This window comes from Streptomyces sp. LX-29 (genome assembly GCF_029541745.1).
Classification (GTDB): domain Bacteria; phylum Actinomycetota; class Actinomycetes; order Streptomycetales; family Streptomycetaceae; genus Streptomyces.
In genome coordinates this window covers 4696308-4713565 of the sequence record NZ_CP089746.1, presented here as the reverse complement: position 1 = coordinate 4713565, position 17258 = coordinate 4696308, and the positions used below count along the sequence as shown (strand labels likewise).

The window sequence follows — 17258 nt, the reverse complement described above, 5'->3', positions numbered from 1 at the left end:
CGGGGACGAGGCCCCGGCCCGGTAAGGGGGCCCGGGGCGCGGCCCCGGATGCCCGCCGGCCCGTGGCTACTTGCCGAAGCCGAACTTCCCCGCGCCGTCCACCTTCGCGCGCAGCCGCTTGCCCTTCTCGGTGGCCTGCTCGTTGAGCTCCTCCTGGAAGTGCCGCATCCGCTCCATCAGTTCGGCGTCGTGCGTCGCCAGGATGCGGGCTGCCAGCAGCCCGGCGTTGCGGGCGCCGCCGACGGAGACCGTGGCGACCGGGACCCCGGCCGGCATCTGGACGATGGACAGCAGCGAGTCCATGCCGTCCAGGTACTTCAGCGGGACCGGCACGCCGATCACCGGCAGCGGGGTGACCGAGGCCAGCATGCCGGGGAGGTGCGCCGCGCCACCCGCGCCCGCGATGATCACCTTCAGGCCACGGGAGGCGGCGTTCTCCCCGTACGCGACCATCTCGCGCGGCATGCGGTGCGCGGAGACCACGTCGACCTCGTACGCCACCTCGAACTCCTCGAGGGCCTTGGCCGCGGCCTCCATGACGGGCCAGTCGGAGTCGGAGCCCATGACGATGCCGACGACGGGGCCGGTGGCGGAGTGAGTCATTCGGTGATGGTCCCTCGGAGGTAGTCGGCGGCGTGCCGGGCGCGCTCGCGCACCTCGGCCAGGTCGTCGCCGTGGGTATTGACGTGGCCGACCTTACGACCCGGCTTCACATCCTTGCCATACATGTGGATTTTGAGTCCCGGGTCGCGGGCCATGCAGTGCAGGTAGGCCGCGTACATGTCGGGGTAGTCGCCGCCGAGGACGTTGGCCATCACGGTCCACCGGGCGCGGGGGCGCGGGTCGCCGAGCGGCAGGTCCAGCACCGCGCGCACATGGTTGGCGAACTGCGAGGTCACGGCCCCGTCCTGGGTCCAGTGTCCGGAGTTGTGCGGGCGCATGGCCAGCTCGTTGACGAGGATCCGGCCGTCTCGGGTCTCGAACAGCTCGACGGCCAGGTGGCCCACGACGCCCAGCTCCTTGGCGATGCGCAGCGCCATCCGCTGGGCCTCGGCGGAGCGGGCCTCGGAGAGCCCGGGGGCGGGGGCGATCACCGTGTCGCAGACGCCGTCGACCTGGATCGACTCCACGACGGGGTAGGCGACGGCCTGCCCGTGCGGGGACCGCACCACGTTGGCCGCCAGCTCGCGGACGAAGTCGACCTTCTCCTCGGCGAGGACGGGCACGCCGGCGCGGAAGGGCTCGGCGGCCTCATCCACATTCCGGACGACCCAGACGCCCTTGCCGTCGTAGCCGCCGCGCACGGTCTTGAGGACGACGGGGAACCCGTCGCCCTCCTCCGCGAACCGGACGACGTCCGCGGGGTCCGCCACGATGCGGTAGCGGGGGCAGGAGATGCCGATCTCGCTGAGCCGGTCCCGCATGACGCCCTTGTCCTGGGCGTGCAGCAGCGCCTCGACGCCGGGGCGGATGACGACGCCGTCCGCCTCCAGGGCCCGCAGGTGCTCGGCCGGGACGTGCTCGTGATCGAAGGTGATCACATCGCAGCCTTGTGCGAAAGCACGAAGTGTCTCCAGGTCGCGGTAGTCGCCGATGACGACCTCGCTGACCACCTGCGCCGCCGAGTCCTGCGGAGTGTCGCTGAGCAGCTTGAACTTGATGCCGAGGGGGATGCCCGCCTCGTGGGTCATGCGCGCGAGCTGGCCGCCGCCGACCATGCCGACTACCGGGAAAGTCACCACCCCAGGGTAAACGCCCGCGGCACCGGCGCCCGCCCACCTTTGGACGATCATCCATATTCACGCCGATGACCTGGCCCCCGCACACCCGGGCGCTCGCCGCTCCGTCTTGACGGCGTCCGGTCAGCCAGACGGTAGGCTGCGGGCCCGCGTGATCTTGGCGGAAAATCGTCACTCAAGGCTCAGGGGGAGGATCTGGTGTCGCTGAACGGCTCCGATTTCGGCATCCAGAAGGGCGAGACGCTCAGTGCGAGCGACCGGTTGACCAGAGCAGCGGGCGACCTCGACGCGGTCACGAAGTCGCTCGGGGGCGGAAGCGGCGGGGGCTGGGATCCACTCGGTGGCATCGCCGCCGACCTCTTCACCGCCACCCAGTTCGGCGAGTACGGGGCGGGCCTCTCCTTCACCTCCTTCGCCGGCGCCTGGAACGGCGAGTGCGCCACTCTCGCCGGGGCGCTGCGCGAGCTCCACGCGAAGATCGGGACCAGCGCCAACGCCTTCGGAACGCACAACAAGGGTGTCGCGGACGACCTGCGGGGCACCCGGAACGCGTACCTGGACGGCATCTCGGGGGACGGGCGGCGATGACGGACAAGAGCGCGAAGAAGCGGTTCGAGGACATACAGAAGGACATCTCCTCCCTCCCGTTCGGCATCTTCGGCTATCTGAAGCTGAACGCCGCCATCTGCAAGGCGTTGGAGGTCCCCGGGCCCTCCGGCAACCCCGACTTCGTCGCGGGCAAGGCCAAGGCCTACCGGACCGCGGCGGACGAGGTGGAGACGGTCTCCACGGACGTGGAGGCGGTCTACGTCGGCGCGCTGCCGGAGGTCTGGGTCGGCAAGGCGAGCGAGGCGGCCCAGGACGTCATCGGCGCCGCCCACCGCCTCGCCGGCCGGATCGGCCCCAAGTTCCTCGCGGCGAGCAAGGAGTTGCTGCTGCTCTCCGAGGGCATCAGGGAGGCCCAGTCCACCCACGAGTTCGGCGTCACCGCGCTGCACCACGCCCACAAGCTGCTGGCGAGCAAGAGCGGCAAAGCCCCCGACGAGGAGACCCTCACCGAGGCGCACACCGCGACCAACGACGGCCTCGGGCAGCTGATCAGAGCGGCCGGCCAGGCCGAGGAGGCCAGCCGGCGGGCCGTCCGCGAGCTCGACAAGTTGGCCTCCGACGCCCGCGCGGTCAAGGCCGGTACCGGAGACCTCACCGACGCCGACCGCCTCGTCCTCGCCGACGCCTCGGTCCCCGGCGGCGACCCCGAGCTGAACGAGATCCTCAGCGCGAACGACCTGCGCCGCGCCTCCGACCGCATGGAGCGGATGAACAAGGAGGACGAGCGCGCCTTCAACACGCTGCTCTCCCAGGCCAAGTCCCCGGAGGAGCGGGCCTATCTGATGAAGAGCCTGGCCGCCGGCTACAGCCTGAAGGAGGTCCAGGAGTTCGGCAAGAAGATCCACCCCTTCGGCGACGATCCCAACTGGCTCCAGCAGCACCTGACGCCTGTCGTGAACCGCCCCGGCGACACGAAGAAGTACGGCGACGACAGCCAGAAGGTGGCTTTCAACTGGGGCGGCGGCCAGGCCAAGGAGTGGGAGCAGAAGGGCCCGACCTGCGTGGCGTCCTCGACCGTCACGGCACGCGCCATGGTCGACCCGCTCTACGCCCTGGAGATCACCTCGGGCGGGCACCCCGGTGATCCCAAGTACGACAACCCCAACGCGTTCATCGAGCGACTGCACGACGAGCAGGAGCGTGTGTACGACAAGCGCGAAGGGGACGGCGAGGGCATGACCGACAGCGAGAGCCGACAGGTGGCCAAGGAGGAGGTCAGCCCCCACATCGGCGGGTCGTACGAGACGCGCGACCTCGAGAACGCCGAGGACCGCCGCAACATCCTTCCCGCGATCCATTCGGCGGTGGACGAGGGGAAGCCGGTCCCGATCATCGTCCGGGGACCGAAGTACGGTCACGAGTTGGTGATCATCGGCCACGAAGGAGACAAGCTCCAGGTCTACAACCCCTGGGGCCACACCACGTGGGTGAGCGAGGACGACTTCATCAACAACCACATGCAGGGCGCCTCGGACGACACCCTGCCGAACGCCGAAGCCGTGCAGCTGCCGAACGCGGGAGACCCCAAGCCGAAGCCGTGGTGGAAGTGGTGAACCTTCGACCAGCGCGCGCCGCCGGCCTCGTCCTCCTCGCCGTCGCCGTCGCCGTGGCGGGGTACTTCGGAGCTCGGACTCTCTGGGGCACCGACGCCGAGCGCGCCGAGCGCGTCTACGGCGCGCGCGACACCGCCGTCGAGGTCTCCCCCGGTGAGACCTTCACCATCAAGGTGGACGCCAACCCCACCACCGGCTTCAAGTGGATCATCGACCAGCCGGCGCCCGCCCGCGGGGTCGTCAAGGCGCTCGGCGAGGACTATGAGGGGGACGCCTCCGACCGCGTCGGAGCCGGCGGCACCCTGCGCCTGCGGTTCCAGGCGAGGGACGCCGGCTCGACGGAGATCAAACTGCTGCACTGCATGCGGTGCGGGACCCCGTCGGCGGAGCCCGAGGGCGACGGCGCCGAAAACCTCACCTTCCACGTCACCGTCCGCTGACCCACCCCCGGGAAGAGAGAACCCATGACCGACGAGCCCCCCATGACCGACGAGGAGCTGCGCGCCCTCGACATCCCGCTGATGCTCCGCTACGGCCTCACCCTCGGCGGCGCGCATCGCGTCGCCCTCTTCGGGGACGGCGCGGTGGCGGCCGCGCTGGTCGTGGAGGAGCTGGGGGTGTGGCCGCGGGCGCTGAACTTCCTCGCCGAGGTGGTGCGGCGCGGGGGGCTGCCGCGGGCGACCGAGCTGCCGGAGCCCCTGCCGGGGGAGGCGGCCGCCATCGCCCAGGAGTGGCTGACGACCGCCTCGGCGGTGGCCCGAGGGCCGGAAGCCGACGAGTCCGTGGCCCGCTGGCTGGAGGCGGCCGCCGTGATCCTCGCGGTGCGGGCACAGCACAGAAGTGGTCCGGGCCGCGCCGAGGAGCGCTGAAGGACACCCGTATTGCCGACACCCGCGGGCGGCCCCCCGGAGGGCTGGTTAGCATGACTGTGTTGTCAACGCCGATCGGACGGGGCTGATCCATCACCATGAGTGAACGGCGCTCTCTGCGCACGCAGGTGGAGCAGCTCGCTCGCGAGGTCGCCAAGTTCGGCGCCGTCGGCGGTGTCGGCGTCCTCGTCAACCTCGGCGCGTTCAACCTGATCCGTAACCACACCGAGCTGCAGGTGGTGCGGGCCAGCATCATCGCGACCGTGGTCGCGATCGTCTTCAACTACGTGGGCTTCCGCTACTTCGCCTACCGCGACCGGGACAAGAGCGGTCGCACCAAGGAGCTCTCGCTCTTCCTGCTGTTCAGCGCGGTCGGCCTGGTGATCGAGAACGGTGTGCTCTACGCCGCGACGTACGGCTTCGGCTGGGACAGCCGACTACAGAGCAACGTCTTCAAGTTCGTCGGCATCGGCATCGCCACCCTCTTCCGGTTCTGGTCGTACCGGACGTGGGTGTTCCGGACCATGCCGGCCCGCGAGGCCGTGGAGACCGCCGAGTCCTTCCTCGCCGACTCCCGGCCCGAGGACCGGCCGCAGGGCGCCAGGAAGTAGTCACGGGAAGCAGCCGGGCGGGGGCCTCCACCGCGGCTCGGCCGAGACCGGCCGCCGCGGTCTCCTAGTCCCCCGGCTCCTCCGTCATCTCCCGGCTCAGGAACAGCGCGAAGATCGGCGGGTGCGGCTGGAGCAGCTCCAGTCGACCGCCGTCCGCCTCGGCGAGGTCACGGGCGACGGCGAGGCCGAGGCCGGTGGAGTTCCGGCCGCTGACGGCCCGCTCGAACACCCGTGAGCCGAGGTCCGGCGGCACCCCCGGGCCCTCGTCGGAGACCTCCACCACGGCCTGGTTCCCGGCCACCCGGGTGCGCAGCGCGACCGTGCCGTCGCCGTGCATCAGCGAGTTCTCGATCAACGTTGCCAGGACCTGGGCCACCGCTCCCGGGGTGCCGACCGCGCGCAGCCCCTGCTTGCCGGAGCGGACGATGGCGCGGCCCTCGCTGCGCGAGGCGGGGCGCCACTCCTCGATCTGCTGCTTGACGATCTCGTCGAGGTCGAAGGCGATGGCGGAGCCGGTGCGCGGGTCGCGCGAGTTCGTCAGCAGCCGCTGCACCACGTCCGTGAGCCGCTCCACCTGCGCGAGCGCGATCATCGCCTCCTCCTTGACCGTATCCAGGTCGTCGGTGAGCGTGATCTCCTCCAGCCGCATGGACAGCGCGGTCAGCGGCGTGCGGAGCTGGTGCGAGGCGTCGGCGGCCAGCCGGCGCTCGGCGGTGAGCATCCGGGCGATCCGCTCGGCGCTGGAGTCCAGCACATCGGCCACCCGGTCCAGCTCCGGCACCCCGTAGCGCCGGTGCCGCGGCCGCGGGTCGCCCGAGCCCAGTCGCTCGGCGGTCTCGGCGAGGTCGGTCAGCGGCGCGGAGAGCCGGCGCGCCTGCCGGATGGCCAGGAAGACGGCGGCCAGCACGGCCAGCAGCGCGACCGAGAGAATGATCAGCAGGGTGCGGCCGACCTCCTTGCTCACGGTCGAGCGGGAGGCCTCCACGGTCACCCGCTCCCGCTGCGCGCCGACCCGGGAGGCCCGGATGACGCTGCCGCTCGGCCGCTCCCCGACCTCGATCGGCTTGCGGCCGGGGATCTCGATCCGGGCGTACCGGCCGGTCTCGATCTGCTCCCGCAGCGCCCGCTGGCTCAGCCCCTCGCCGCCGACCAGCCGGCTGTCGACGATGCTGACCAGGCGTACGGCGTCGGAGTCGACGCTCTCCCGAGCGCTCTCCTCGATGGTGCGGGTCTCCACCAGCACCAGGGACACGCCGAAGACGGCGATGACGACGAGCACCACGGCGAGCGTGGAGTTGATCAGGCGGCGACGCACGAGGGGTGGGCTCTTCTCGGGTGGGCTTGTCTCGACTCTTCCGGAACGGCCTCTGGAACCGGAAGTCTCAACTCTTCTCGAACCGGAAGCCGACGCCCCGCACGGTGGCGATGTAGCGCGGGTTGGCGGCGTCGTCGCCGAGCTTCTTACGCAGCCAGGAGATGTGCATGTCGAGCGTCTTGGTCGAGGACCACCAGGTGGTGTCCCAGACCTCGCGCATCAGCTGGTCGCGGGTGACCACCCGGCCCGCGTCCCGCACCAGCACCCGCAGCAGGTCGAACTCCTTGGCGGTGAGCTGCAGCTCCTCGTCGCCCATCCAGGCGCGGTGCGACTCCACGTCGATCCGCACGCCGTGGGTGGCCGGCGGCTGGTGCGGGTTCTCGACCGCGCCGCGCCGCAGCAGGGCCCGCACCCGGGCCAGCAGCTCGGCCAGCCGGAAGGGCTTGGTGACGTAGTCGTCGGCGCCCGCGTCGAGGCCGACAACGGTGTCAACCTCGTCGGCGCGAGCCGTGAGCACCAGCACGGGGAAAGTGTGGCCCTCGGTGCGCAGCCGGCGGCACACCTCCAGGCCGTCCATGCCCGGCAGACCCAGGTCGAGGACGAGGAGATCGACACCCCCTTGCAGCCCGGCGTCGAGCGCTGTGGGTCCGTCCTCCCGCACCTCGACCTCGTATCCCTCGCGGCGCAGGGCGCGCGCGAGCGGCTCCGAGATGGACGCGTCATCCTCGGCGAGCAGTACTCGGGTCATGGGGTGATGGTAGTCCGCTGACGTGCGGTCGCGGGCTGCCCCGGGGAGGCCCCTTGGAGCCGACGGGATGGCCGGGCCGTTGCCGGATCGGGGCCGAATAGTTGCGCCGGAGGCCCGTGATCTTTCTCTCAAGCGCCGCCGCGATGCCCGGTGTGTGGCGTATCGTGACGGGACGTCTGTAGCACCACCCACGGCCCTTGGCTCGCGCGACGCGCCGAGGGTCTCTTTATGCCCGGGCTGGCCCACGCTCAACCAGCCCCGAGCAGAGGGATACGACCAAAGGAATCACGATGGCGTCCAGCCTGACGAAGGACGGCGCGGGACGGGGCAATCCGCCGTCCGGCACCAAGACCTTCTTCGGCCACCCCCGCGGACTGGCCACTCTGTTCATGACCGAGATGTGGGAGCGCTTCTCCTACTACGGCATGCGCGCCCTGCTCGTGCTCTATCTGCTGGCCGGCGGCCCGGACGCCAAGGAAGGCAGCCAGGGCGGCGGGTTGGCGATGCCCGAGGGCAACGCCATCGCCATCTACTCGGTCTACGTGGCCATGGTGTACCTGCTCGCCATGCCCGGCGGCTGGTTCGGCGACCGGGTCTGGGGCCCGCGCAAGACGGTCGCCATCGCGGCCTCCGTGATCATGGTGGGCCACCTGACCCTCGCCCTCCCCGGCGAGGCGTCGTTCTTCGCCGGCCTGGCGCTGGTCGCCATCGGCTCCGGTCTGCTGAAGGCCAACATCTCCACGATGGTCGGCCAGCTCTACGAGGGTCCGCAGGACCCGCGCCGTGACGGCGGCTTCACGATCTTCTACATGGGCATCAACATCGGTGCCTTCGCCGCCCCGCTGGTGATCGGCACCGTCGGCCAGAAGGTCAACTGGCACCTGGGCTTCGCGCTCGCCGCGCTCGGCATGGCGCTGGGTCTGGCCCAGTTCCTGATCGGATCGCGCCACCTCGACCCCAAGAGCAGCCTGGTCGCCAACCCGCTGCCGGCCGAGGAGCGCGCGACGTGGCTGCGCAAGGGCCTGATCTGGCTGGGCATCGCCGCTGTGGTCTACACCACGGTCGGTGTCACCGGCAACTGGCACCTGAACTGGGCGCTGATCCCGATCACCGTCGCGGGTCTGATCATCCCGGCCGCGGTGCTGTTCCGCATCAAGCGGGACCGCGAGCTGACCGACGTCGAGCAGAGCAAGGTCAGCGGCTACATCTGGTTCTTCGTGGCGGCGGCCATCTTCTGGATGATCTACGACCAGGGTGGCTCGACCATGGCCGCCTTCGCCGACACCAAGACCGTCGACAACGTCTTCGGCATCCACTTCCCGTCGACGTGGTTCCAGTCGGTCAACCCGCTCTGGGTGATGGCGCTGGCCCCGGTCTTCGCCTGGATGTGGCTGGCGCTGGCCCGCCGCAACCGCGAGCCCAACACCACGGTCAAGTTCGCCATGGCCCTGCTCGCCATCGGCGCCTCGTTCTTCGTCTTCGTCATCCCCATGCTGATGGCGTCGGACGGCGACAAGGTGAGCCCGCTGTGGCTGATCTCGATCTACATGATCCAGACCATGGGTGAGCTGTGCCTCTCCCCGGTCGGCCTCTCGGTGACCACCAAGATGGCGCCGCAGAAGTACTCCAGCCAGATGATGGGTGTCTGGTTCCTCGCCGTCACCGCGGGTGACTGCACCACGGGCCTGCTCGGCATCGCGCACGTCGACCTGAGCAGCACGGGCGTCGTCGCGACGGAGGCGGCGCTGGCGGTACTGGCCGGCTTCGCGGTGTGGATGTACCGCAGGAAGATCATCGAGCTCATGGGCGACGTCAAGTGATGTGACCCCGAGTCGAAGGGCCCGGCGCGAGCGATCGCGCTGGGCCCTTCGCGTTTCCCTCGCCTGTGTTCGTCACCTGTGTCCGTCGATACGGATTTCTGGGGCTACGAGTACGGCTGGGGCTACGGGTCAGCCTCGGCCGCGCAGCCGGCGCCAGGGCGTGAAGGTGAACACGGCGGCGCCGAGCAGGATGGTGGTGCCGGCGATCAGGCCGAGCGCCTTGAGGCCGCCGTGGTCGCCGGCGCCGGTGTCGGCGAGCCCGCCGGCGGCGCCGCTCCCGGATGCCGAGCCGGCCGTGCCTCCGGCCGTGCCACCGCCGGTGCCGCCGCTGGTCCCGCCGCCCGCGGTCCCGCCGCTGGTCCCGCCGGAGCTGCCGCCGCCGGTGGTGCCGCCCGGCTGGGCCGTGGTGTCCAGCTCCAGCGAGACGCCCGGCGGCTTGGCCGGGGTGCAGGTCGTGGTGGTGCCGAGCGCCTTGATCGTCAGCACGCCGGGGGTCAGCGTCGCCTTGCCGCTGGCACCGGGCTTGTACGGTCCGGTCAGATCGGGGATCGCGATCGGCTCCCCGGCCTTGATCGGGTCCTTGTTCGGCGGGCCCGCCACCGCGACCGTGCCCTTGTCCGCGCCGCCGACCGCGACGGCCATCGAGGGCTTCACGGCGCCGGCCGGGATGTCCGCCGGGCTGTCCATGACGGACTTGGCGAAGTTCACGGTGAGGTCGAAGGCGCCGCCGTTCTTCTTGGCGTCGATGCGGACCGGGGAGATCGCCCGCTTGTCGCCGATCGGGGTCCTGCAGGCGTAGTCGACCTGGATCACCTTGCCGGTCTGGGAGCCGCCGGGGTCCTGGCCGCCGCCCGTGGAGCCGCCGGAGGAGCCACCGGTCGACCCGCCGCTGGAGCCGCCGCTCGTCGAGCCGCCGGAGTCGCCGCCTCCACTCGTGGACCCACCGGAGCTGCCGCCGGACGAGCCGCCCGAGGAGCCACCGGACGAGCCACCGGACGAGCCACCCGAGCTACCGCCCGACGAGCCCCCGGAGGAACCGCCCGAGGAGCCGCCCGAGCTACCGCCGGTGCCCCCTCCCCCGTCCGTCACCCTGATCGTGGCGGCCGGCCGCACCGTCTCCTTCGCCGAGCACCTGGTGTCCGTGGAGATCGGCTTGTTGACGTTGATGTTGTAGAAGCCCGGCGTGAGCGTCACCTCGCCCGCCGCCGTCAGCTTCAGCCTGGCCTTCATGTCGGAGAGGACCATCGCGCTGTTCTTGGGGATCGGCGGGTTCTGCCGGGTCCCCTCCACGGCCAGTTCGCCGCTCTGCGCGCCACCCACCGTGATCTTGCCGGTCGGCAGCACGGTGTCCTTGTCCAGATCGAGGATGTCGGGGTTCTTCGAGGCGGCCGTCACCGTCTTCCACACCACCTCCACCTCGTCGCCGACCTTGGCGGTGGCCGGGGCCTGGACGTCGGCCGTCGTGGTGCCCTGGACCGGGGGCAGCCCGGAGATCGGCGGCGGGAGGCACTCGGTCTGGTACGACACCTGCGCCGCCCGTGCGGGGGCCGTGCCCAGCAGCACGCTCGCGCCGCCCAGGAGCAGCGCGACGGCCGCCGCGCCCGTCCTCCGTTCCGTACGCACACTCCGTTCCCTGCTCACGTGACTCACGTGGTTCCCTTCGGGGTCGGTCGGTCGTCGGACGGTGCGGATGTGTGCCCGGACCCGGCGGCCCGAGGTCTGGTGGCCCGAGGCGGCTCGGTGGCCCGAGCCTCGACGCTCCGAGGCTCGTCGTCCCCCGACTCGGCGTGCGGGGCCGGTTCCTGGACGAACCAGGGCAGGGCCGCCGCGCCGCCCTCGACTCCCTCGTCGGTGGCGGCGGTGCGCGTGGCGGCCCGGCGCCACGACCACGCCGAGCGCCACGACAACGCGGATCGCCCCGGCGCGCCGGCCCCGGCGGTGGTACGGGGGGTGCCCCCGGCGGCCGTTCGGGAAGCGCGGGCGACGGCCGGCGGCCGGAGGCGGTCCACGACGGCCATCCCGGCGCGGAAGACGGCGACCGGGACGACGCAGCCCAACAGGATCCAGAAGAGCGTCACGCCCCAGGGGCGGCCCACCGTCCAGGGCTGTTCGGCCAGCACCCGCCGCCCGTACCGCAGCGACACCAGATAGTCGCCGTGCGCCCCCGCCGCAAGCTCCACACTCAGCCTGACCTGCGCCTTCCGACCCGCCGGGATGGTGCCGCGCCAACGCCGCTCCTCCCACTCGGGCGCGAAGACGCCGTGCGAGGTGCCGAGTTGGAACACCGGGTCGCGGGCGGCCGCGGTGCCGAGGTTGCCGACGGTGACCACGAGGGTGCGCCGGGCCGGGGCGCCGAACCAGGTCAGCAGCCCACTCGACCCGTCGAGCCGCACGTCCAGCACCCGCAGCCGGGCCCGCCCGGCCTCCTGGGGCAGCGGCTTCACCGGATGTCCGGCAACCGTGAACGCCACCTGGGCACCGGCCTGTTTCCCGGTGACGGTCGCCGCGTGGACGACACAGGGGCAGGGTGCGGGCGGCTCGGCCACCGGCAACCGGCGCGAGAAGGAGCCGTCGGCGCCCACGGTGACCGCGCGGCCCTCGGCGTTGGCGCAGGTGTTGGTGCCGCCGATCATGTTCTGGCCGCAGATCAGCAGCGTGAGCAGCGCACCCGGCCGCCAGCCCGTCCCCCGGACGGTCACCGCCCCGCCCACCCCCGCCTCGTCCGCCGACACCTCCACGACCGGCCCGGCGTCCGCGCGGGCCCGCTCGACGGGCACCAGCAGAGTGGCCAGGAGCGCCAGCAGCACCCCGACGAGGGCGCCACCGCGCCGTACCGGCCCCCGCGGGCCGGGCGGCCGGGTGGGCGTCCGGCCCGGCGGCGCGGACCGCGAGCCGGACCGCGAGCCGCACCCGGCGCGCGGCACCCCGGGCCGGGCGCGCCGTAAGCCCGCCGGCGCGGGTGTCCAGCGCCGTGGCGCGGGCGGTGGGTCGGGCACCGCGCGTCGGCGGCGTCTCCTCGCCGTCATGTCACCGCTCCCGCTCGACGGTGGCGTCGGCGCCGGCGCCGGCGGGCGAACCGGACGGCCAGGCCGGCGAGACCGCAGGCAGCGACCGCCCCCAGCGCCACGGTGCCCCCGGGGACGGGGGTGTAGCGGGCGGAGGCGGTGGCGCGGGCGGCGCCGGGGGCGGTGACCGTGAGTCGGACGTCCACCGGGTCGAGCGTCGGGGCGTCCGGCCAGCTCTCGGTCAGCCGGGCCCGCTGGCCCGGACGCAGCGTCACCGGAAGGGCGCGGGCCGCGCGGTGCAGCCGTTCGCCGAACAGGCCGCGGGCGCGTAGCGCGAGCCGTGGAGTCAGCGGCGTGTTGCCGCGGTTGACGACGGCGTAGTGGATCACGGCTCCCCCGCCGTCGCGGTCCGTCACCCGTACGTCCTCGACGCTGAGCGCCGCCAGCGGCCGGCCGGCGACCCGTAGCCGTAACCGCACCTCCGTCGTGTGCCCGCCGGCGGAGGCGAGGACCGCCCCGGAGTGGTCGCCGGGAGCCGCGTCGGCCGGGACGGTCACCGTGAACGGGACCTCCGCGCGGGTGCGCGGCGGCAGCCGCACCTCGCGCGCGGCCAGGGCCGGCCAGCCCCCGGAGGCGGGGCCGGCGCCGGAGCCACGCCCCGGCCCGGTGACGCGCAGTCGGATCGTGCGGGCCCGGTCGCCGTGGTTGGTGAGGATGAGCGCGTCTTCCAGGACGGCTCCGGGGCCGCCCTCCAGGTAGACGTACGGCCGGGTGCCGCCCCGACCCGGCGCACTCCCGCCGGACGCGGGCGCGGCGGTCCAGCCGCCCGACGTGCCGACAGCGGGCGCCGCCGCGCCCGGCGTCGGTGCCGAGGTGCCCGGCGTCGGTGCCGAGGCGCCCAGGGCCGGCGCCGACGGGCCCAGGGTCGGTGCCGCCGTGCCCCGTACGGCCGCCGCGGCCGCCGGGGGCGCGCCCGTCGACGCACCGGCGGCCATCATCAGGGCGGTGAGCGGCGCCAGGGCCGCGAGCCCTACGGCGGCTCCGCGCGGTCGCGGACCGTCCGCGCGAGGCGGCAGCGGACCGTCCGCCCGGGGCCGCAGTGAGCCGTCCCCAGAGGGCCGCAACGGGCCGTCCGCGCGAGGCGGCAACGGACTGTCCGCGTGAGGCGGCAGTGAGCCGTCCGCCCGAGGCCGCAACGGGCCGTCCGTCCGAGGCCGCAACGGACCGTCCACCCGAGGCCGCAGCGAGCCGTCCCCGGAGGGCCGCAACAGACCGTCCTCCCGAAGCGGCAGCGGGCCGTCCCCAAGAGGCCACAGCGGACCGTCCGCCCGAGGCCGCAACGGGCCGTCCGCCCGAGGCGGCGACAGACCGTCCACCCGAGGCGGCAGTGAGCCGTCCGCCCGGGGCCGCAACGGACCGTCTCCAGGAGGCCGCAACAGACCGTCCGCCCGGAGCGGCAGCGGACCCTCCGCGCGAGGCCGCAGCGGGCCGCCTCCAGGGGGCCGCAACGGACCGTCCGCCCGGGTCGGCAACGGACCGTCCGCCCAGGGCCGCGGCGGGCCAGCCTTCGCGGACACGGCGTCAGCGCGCGGCCGGCCGGCGGCGCCGGGTCAGCCAGAGCGCCCCCGCCACCCCGCCGAGCAGGACCGTGCCGCCGAGCGTGCCGAGTGCGATCATCGAGTCGGCCGGCCCGGTCTGGGGCAGCCGGTCCGGGGTGCGCTGGGAGCCGCCGGAGCCGGCCTGGTCGGCGGAGCCGCCCGAGCCCCCCGAACCGCCGGAGCCCCCCGTCCCGCCGGAGCCGTCCTTGGCCGTGACCTCCAGCGTCAGCGACGGCTTGGGGCGGTTTCCGGGCTCGCAGGTGGTCGTGGTGCCCAGCGCCTTGATGGTGAGGGTGGACGCGGTGAAGGTGACCTTCCCGGTCTTCTTCGGGGTGTAGGTCCCCGTCAAGGTGCTGATCTTGATAGGGGTGTTGGCGGGGATCGACTGGTCGTTGGCGGGTCCGGTGACCGTGATCGTGCCGCTCTCCGCGCCGCCCAGCCTGATGAGCGCACTCGGGTTCATCGCCCCCTTGCCCAGCTCGACCGGGCTGGAGGAGACGCCCTTCTGGAAGGACATGGTCAGCCGGTATCCGGCGCCGCTGGGCGTGCTCTTGATGTCGATGGGCGAGACCGCGCCCTTGTTGCCGATCGGCGTCTTGCACTGGTAGTCGACGTCCACGGTGGCGGCGTGCGCGGCCGGGGCGGTGAGGAGCACCGCCGCGCCGGCCACCGCCGCGGCCAGCGCACGGTGTGGGGAGTGGGACACCTCGGTTCCCCTCTCGTCAGGCCGCCAGTTTTCTGACGGCACATCAGATGGGAGCCTGACGGTACGCCGGGGACCGTGACGAGGGAAGACCCATGGCACCCCCGCGAGGGCTGAGGCGAGCCCGAGCAGGGCCGGGCCAGCCCGATAAGGGCCGGAGGAAGTCCCCGGGAACGGCCGAGGCGAGCCCGAGGAGGGCCGGGCCTAGCCCGATAGGGGCCGGAGGAAGTCCCCGATAAGGGCCGGGGCAGCCCGAGAAGGCCGAGGAAACCCCCAACAGGCGCCGGAGGAAGCCCCCCGGAAGGCCGCGCACGCGAACCGCGGAGCGCCTAGGACGGCCCGGCCAGCTCCGCCCAGACCGTCTTTCCGGCCTCGCCGGCGTTCCGGACGACGCCCCAGTCCAGGCACAGCCGCTGCACGATGAACATGCCGTGCCCGCCGGGGCGGCCCGCGCGGTGCGGGGTGCGGGGCGCGGGGGTGCCGGAGCCGAGGTCCACGACCTCCAGGCGGAGCACCTTGCCGTGGTGGCTGACGCGCAGCTCCTCGGGACCGTCCGCGTGCAGGCAGGCGTTGGTGACCAGCTCCGAGACCACCAGCAGGACGTCCTCGGCGGCCGCCCGCTGATCGGCGGTGGCGGCGGGCAGCCAGCCCCAGTCGCGCAGCGCCTGCCGCGTGAAGTCGCGGGCGCGGGGCACCGCGCCGCTGGCCTCGGTCAGCCGCAACCGGCGGACCTGTCCGGTGGGGGTGGCTGGTGGGGTGGCCGAAGCGGCCGCGCCGTCCGGCTCCGGGCCGAGTTCGCCCGGTGGGTACGGCCGGGTGGTGCTCATCAGCGCTTCACCTCACCGATTCACGATGCACCGATTCAGGGACAAAGGAATTATCTGACGTCTTCAACAGATTCAGCTGTCTCCTGCCCGGCCAAAGCGTGAGAACACCCACTACTTCGGGATGGGTCATGTGACAGAGGCAACGGGTGGGGTGGCTCACAGATCATTCGGTGAGCGCCGCGTCCAGAGATTCATGGACGGTAAAGACGGCGTCCGCGCCCGTGATCTCGAACACCCTGGCGACGACGGGGCGCATTCCGGCGAGATGCACGCCGCCACCCTTGGCCTCGGCCTTCAGCCGGGCCCCGAGCAGCACGTTGAGGCCGGTGGAATCGCAGAACTCGAGGCGTGAGCAGTCGACGACCAGCCGTACGCGCCCCTCCTCCACGCACTGCTCCAGCGGCTCCCGCAGCAGGTCGGCGGTGTGGTGATCGAGCTCACCCGCCGGTGTCACGACCGCGCTCGCCCCGTGGTGCCGAACCTCGACCTGGAGCCGGCCCCTGCTAGTGCTGCCGACCATCCCGCGGTCCATCTGCGCACCTCTTCTGGCGTCTCGTTGCTTTCGATTGCGCGCATCGAACACTACGCCTTCCCTACGTCGTCCGGTAGCGGAACAACGCGCATGATCCGCCATATACGGACAACGCGGACTTGCCATCGCCGGGGGAATCCCGGTAGGCGTAGTGGGGACACATTCGACCCAGCCGGCTTTGGAGGCGCCGCTCACCGCAGGAAGACGCAATGGCTTCGGCTGCCGTATGCCGAGAACGCATGGAGGAGACACCATGTCACCCCACCTCGACGAGTCGCGGACCCATTCCCCCCGGGAGACCGCACCGTCGACCGCCTCACCCGAGGCTGCTGTAACCCTCATCACTCACACACCGCCCGCTCCGGTCCCGTCCGAGGCCGCCTCGCCGGACCTCGACCTGGACCTGCCGGAGATCCCGCCCTACGACGAGGTGGGGCCGGTGGACGCGCGGGCCCTGTCCAAGACCCTCTTCGCCCGTCTGGAGACGCTGGAGGAGGGGACGCACGAATACGCGTACGTCCGCAACACGCTGGTCGAACTCAACCTGGCGCTGGTCAAGTTCGCCGCCTCCCGGTTCCGCTCCCGCAGTGAACCCATGGAGGACATCGTCCAGGTCGGCACCATCGGCCTGATCAAGGCGATCGACCGCTTCGAGCTCAGCCGGAGTGTGGAGTTCCCCACCTTCGCCATGCCGACCATCATCGGCGAGATCAAGCGGTTCTTCCGGGACACCAGTTGGTCCGTGCGGGTGCCCAGGAGGCTCCAGGAACTGCGGCTGGACCTGGCCAAGGCCGGCGACGAGCTGGCGCAGACCCTGGACCGCGCACCGACCGTGAGCGAACTGGCCGAACGGCTCGGCATCGCCGAGGACGAGGTCGTCGAGGGCATGGCCGCGAGCAACGCGTACACCGCGAGCTCGCTGGACGCCCAGCCGGAGGAGGACGAGACCGAGGGCGCGCTGGCCGACCGCATCGGCTACGAGGACCACGGCCTGGAGGGCATCGAGTACGTCGAGTCCCTCAAGCCGCTCATCGCCGATCTGGCGCCGCGCGACCGGAAGATCCTCTCGCTGCGGTTCGTGGCGAACATGACCCAGTCCGAGATCGGTGAGGAGTTGGGCATCTCCCAGATGCACGTCTCCCGGCTCCTGTCCCGCACCCTGGTGCGGCTCCGCAAGGGGCTGTTGGTCGAGGAGTAGCGGAGTAGCGGCACGTAGACGTCGAAGGCCCGTCCCGGCACCCCGGGGCGGGCCTTACGTCTGCTCTCCGACGAGCCATCAACCCCCGTGCGCGGCCGTGCGCTTGGGCGCGGCCGTGCGCCGGCGGTCGC

At 72.3% G+C, this 17258-nt stretch carries 17 protein-coding genes; 7 read left to right on the top strand and 10 right to left on the bottom strand.

From position 1 onward, the window contains the following. Positions 1-66: 66 nt before the first annotated feature. Together purE and LRS74_RS20355 are read right to left on the bottom strand one after the other, a co-directional pair. The gene (gene purE, locus LRS74_RS20360; protein WP_277742332.1) at positions 67-603 is read right to left on the bottom strand and encodes a 5-(carboxyamino)imidazole ribonucleotide mutase; all 537 of its coding nucleotides are present in this window, start codon (positions 601-603) and stop codon (positions 67-69) included. Beyond that, complete coding sequence (locus tag LRS74_RS20355; RefSeq protein ID WP_277742331.1) at positions 600-1739, bottom strand: 5-(carboxyamino)imidazole ribonucleotide synthase; 1140 nt, start codon at positions 1737-1739, stop codon at positions 600-602. Before LRS74_RS20355 ends, purE begins: the two co-directional genes overlap by 4 nt. 198 nt (positions 1740-1937) lie before the next feature. Between LRS74_RS20355 and LRS74_RS20350 the strand changes: the two genes are divergently transcribed. From LRS74_RS20350 to LRS74_RS20330, 5 genes are all read left to right on the top strand, one after another. After that, on the top strand, positions 1938-2327 hold the full coding sequence (locus LRS74_RS20350) for a hypothetical protein (protein WP_277742330.1): 390 nt from the start codon (positions 1938-1940) through the stop codon (positions 2325-2327). Continuing rightward, positions 2324-3901: a peptidoglycan-binding protein gene (locus tag LRS74_RS20345; RefSeq protein WP_277742329.1), complete on the top strand. Its 1578-nt coding sequence runs from the start codon at positions 2324-2326 to the stop codon at positions 3899-3901. The genes LRS74_RS20350 and LRS74_RS20345 overlap by 4 nt, the downstream gene beginning before the upstream one ends. Further along, positions 3898-4341: a protease inhibitor I42 family protein gene (locus LRS74_RS20340; RefSeq protein WP_277742328.1), complete on the top strand. Its 444-nt coding sequence runs from the start codon at positions 3898-3900 to the stop codon at positions 4339-4341. The genes LRS74_RS20345 and LRS74_RS20340 overlap by 4 nt, the downstream gene beginning before the upstream one ends. Before the next feature lie 24 nt (positions 4342-4365). After that, positions 4366-4770, top strand: coding sequence for a hypothetical protein (locus LRS74_RS20335; protein WP_277742327.1), 405 nt, complete (start codon positions 4366-4368; stop codon positions 4768-4770). Between the two features lie 98 nt (positions 4771-4868). Next, positions 4869-5381, top strand: a complete 513-nt coding sequence (locus LRS74_RS20330; protein WP_277742326.1) for a GtrA family protein — start codon at positions 4869-4871, stop codon at positions 5379-5381. A gap of 64 nt (positions 5382-5445) precedes the next feature. Here LRS74_RS20330 and LRS74_RS20325 read toward each other — a convergent pair whose 3' ends face one another. Both LRS74_RS20325 and LRS74_RS20320 read right to left on the bottom strand, forming a co-directional pair. After that, on the bottom strand, positions 5446-6696 hold the full coding sequence (locus LRS74_RS20325; RefSeq protein ID WP_277742325.1) for an ATP-binding protein: 1251 nt from the start codon (positions 6694-6696) through the stop codon (positions 5446-5448). 67 nt (positions 6697-6763) lie between these two features. Next, a complete protein-coding gene (locus LRS74_RS20320; protein WP_277742324.1) occupies positions 6764-7444 on the bottom strand; it encodes a response regulator transcription factor in 681 nt (226 codons plus the stop codon). A gap of 290 nt (positions 7445-7734) precedes the next feature. Between LRS74_RS20320 and LRS74_RS20315 the strand changes: the two genes are divergently transcribed. After that, positions 7735-9264: an oligopeptide:H+ symporter gene (locus LRS74_RS20315; protein WP_277742323.1), complete on the top strand. Its 1530-nt coding sequence runs from the start codon at positions 7735-7737 to the stop codon at positions 9262-9264. A 129-nt stretch (positions 9265-9393) separates the two neighbouring features. On the opposite strand, the gene LRS74_RS20310 is transcribed toward LRS74_RS20315, so the two are convergent. The 6 genes from LRS74_RS20310 to LRS74_RS20285 all read right to left on the bottom strand — a co-directional run bounded on the left by LRS74_RS20310 (position 9394) and on the right by LRS74_RS20285 (position 15929). Further along, positions 9394-10887 carry a hypothetical protein gene (locus LRS74_RS20310; protein WP_277742322.1) on the bottom strand — a complete coding sequence of 498 codons (1494 nt, stop codon included), beginning with the start codon at positions 10885-10887 and terminating at the stop codon, positions 9394-9396. 23 nt (positions 10888-10910) lie between these two features. Next, entirely contained in the window at positions 10911-12068 is a 1158-nt protein-coding gene (locus LRS74_RS20305; RefSeq protein ID WP_277744852.1) for a hypothetical protein, read from the bottom strand. Positions 12069-12286: 218 nt separating this feature from the next. Beyond that, positions 12287-13393: a hypothetical protein gene (locus LRS74_RS20300; RefSeq protein WP_277742321.1), complete on the bottom strand. Its 1107-nt coding sequence runs from the start codon at positions 13391-13393 to the stop codon at positions 12287-12289. Positions 13394-13850: 457 nt separating this feature from the next. Continuing rightward, complete coding sequence (locus LRS74_RS20295; RefSeq protein ID WP_277742320.1) at positions 13851-14573, bottom strand: LPXTG cell wall anchor domain-containing protein; 723 nt, start codon at positions 14571-14573, stop codon at positions 13851-13853. A 326-nt stretch (positions 14574-14899) separates the two neighbouring features. Further along, on the bottom strand, positions 14900-15397 hold the full coding sequence (locus tag LRS74_RS20290) for an ATP-binding protein (protein WP_144386854.1): 498 nt from the start codon (positions 15395-15397) through the stop codon (positions 14900-14902). 163 nt (positions 15398-15560) lie between these two features. Next, the gene (locus LRS74_RS20285) at positions 15561-15929 is read right to left on the bottom strand and encodes an STAS domain-containing protein (RefSeq protein WP_277742319.1); all 369 of its coding nucleotides are present in this window, start codon (positions 15927-15929) and stop codon (positions 15561-15563) included. A gap of 253 nt (positions 15930-16182) precedes the next feature. On the opposite strand from LRS74_RS20285, the gene LRS74_RS20280 reads away from it, so the two are divergent. Continuing rightward, the gene (locus tag LRS74_RS20280; protein WP_277742318.1) at positions 16183-17127 is read left to right on the top strand and encodes an RNA polymerase sigma factor SigF; all 945 of its coding nucleotides are present in this window, start codon (positions 16183-16185) and stop codon (positions 17125-17127) included. The last annotated feature ends 131 nt before the right edge of the window (positions 17128-17258 follow it).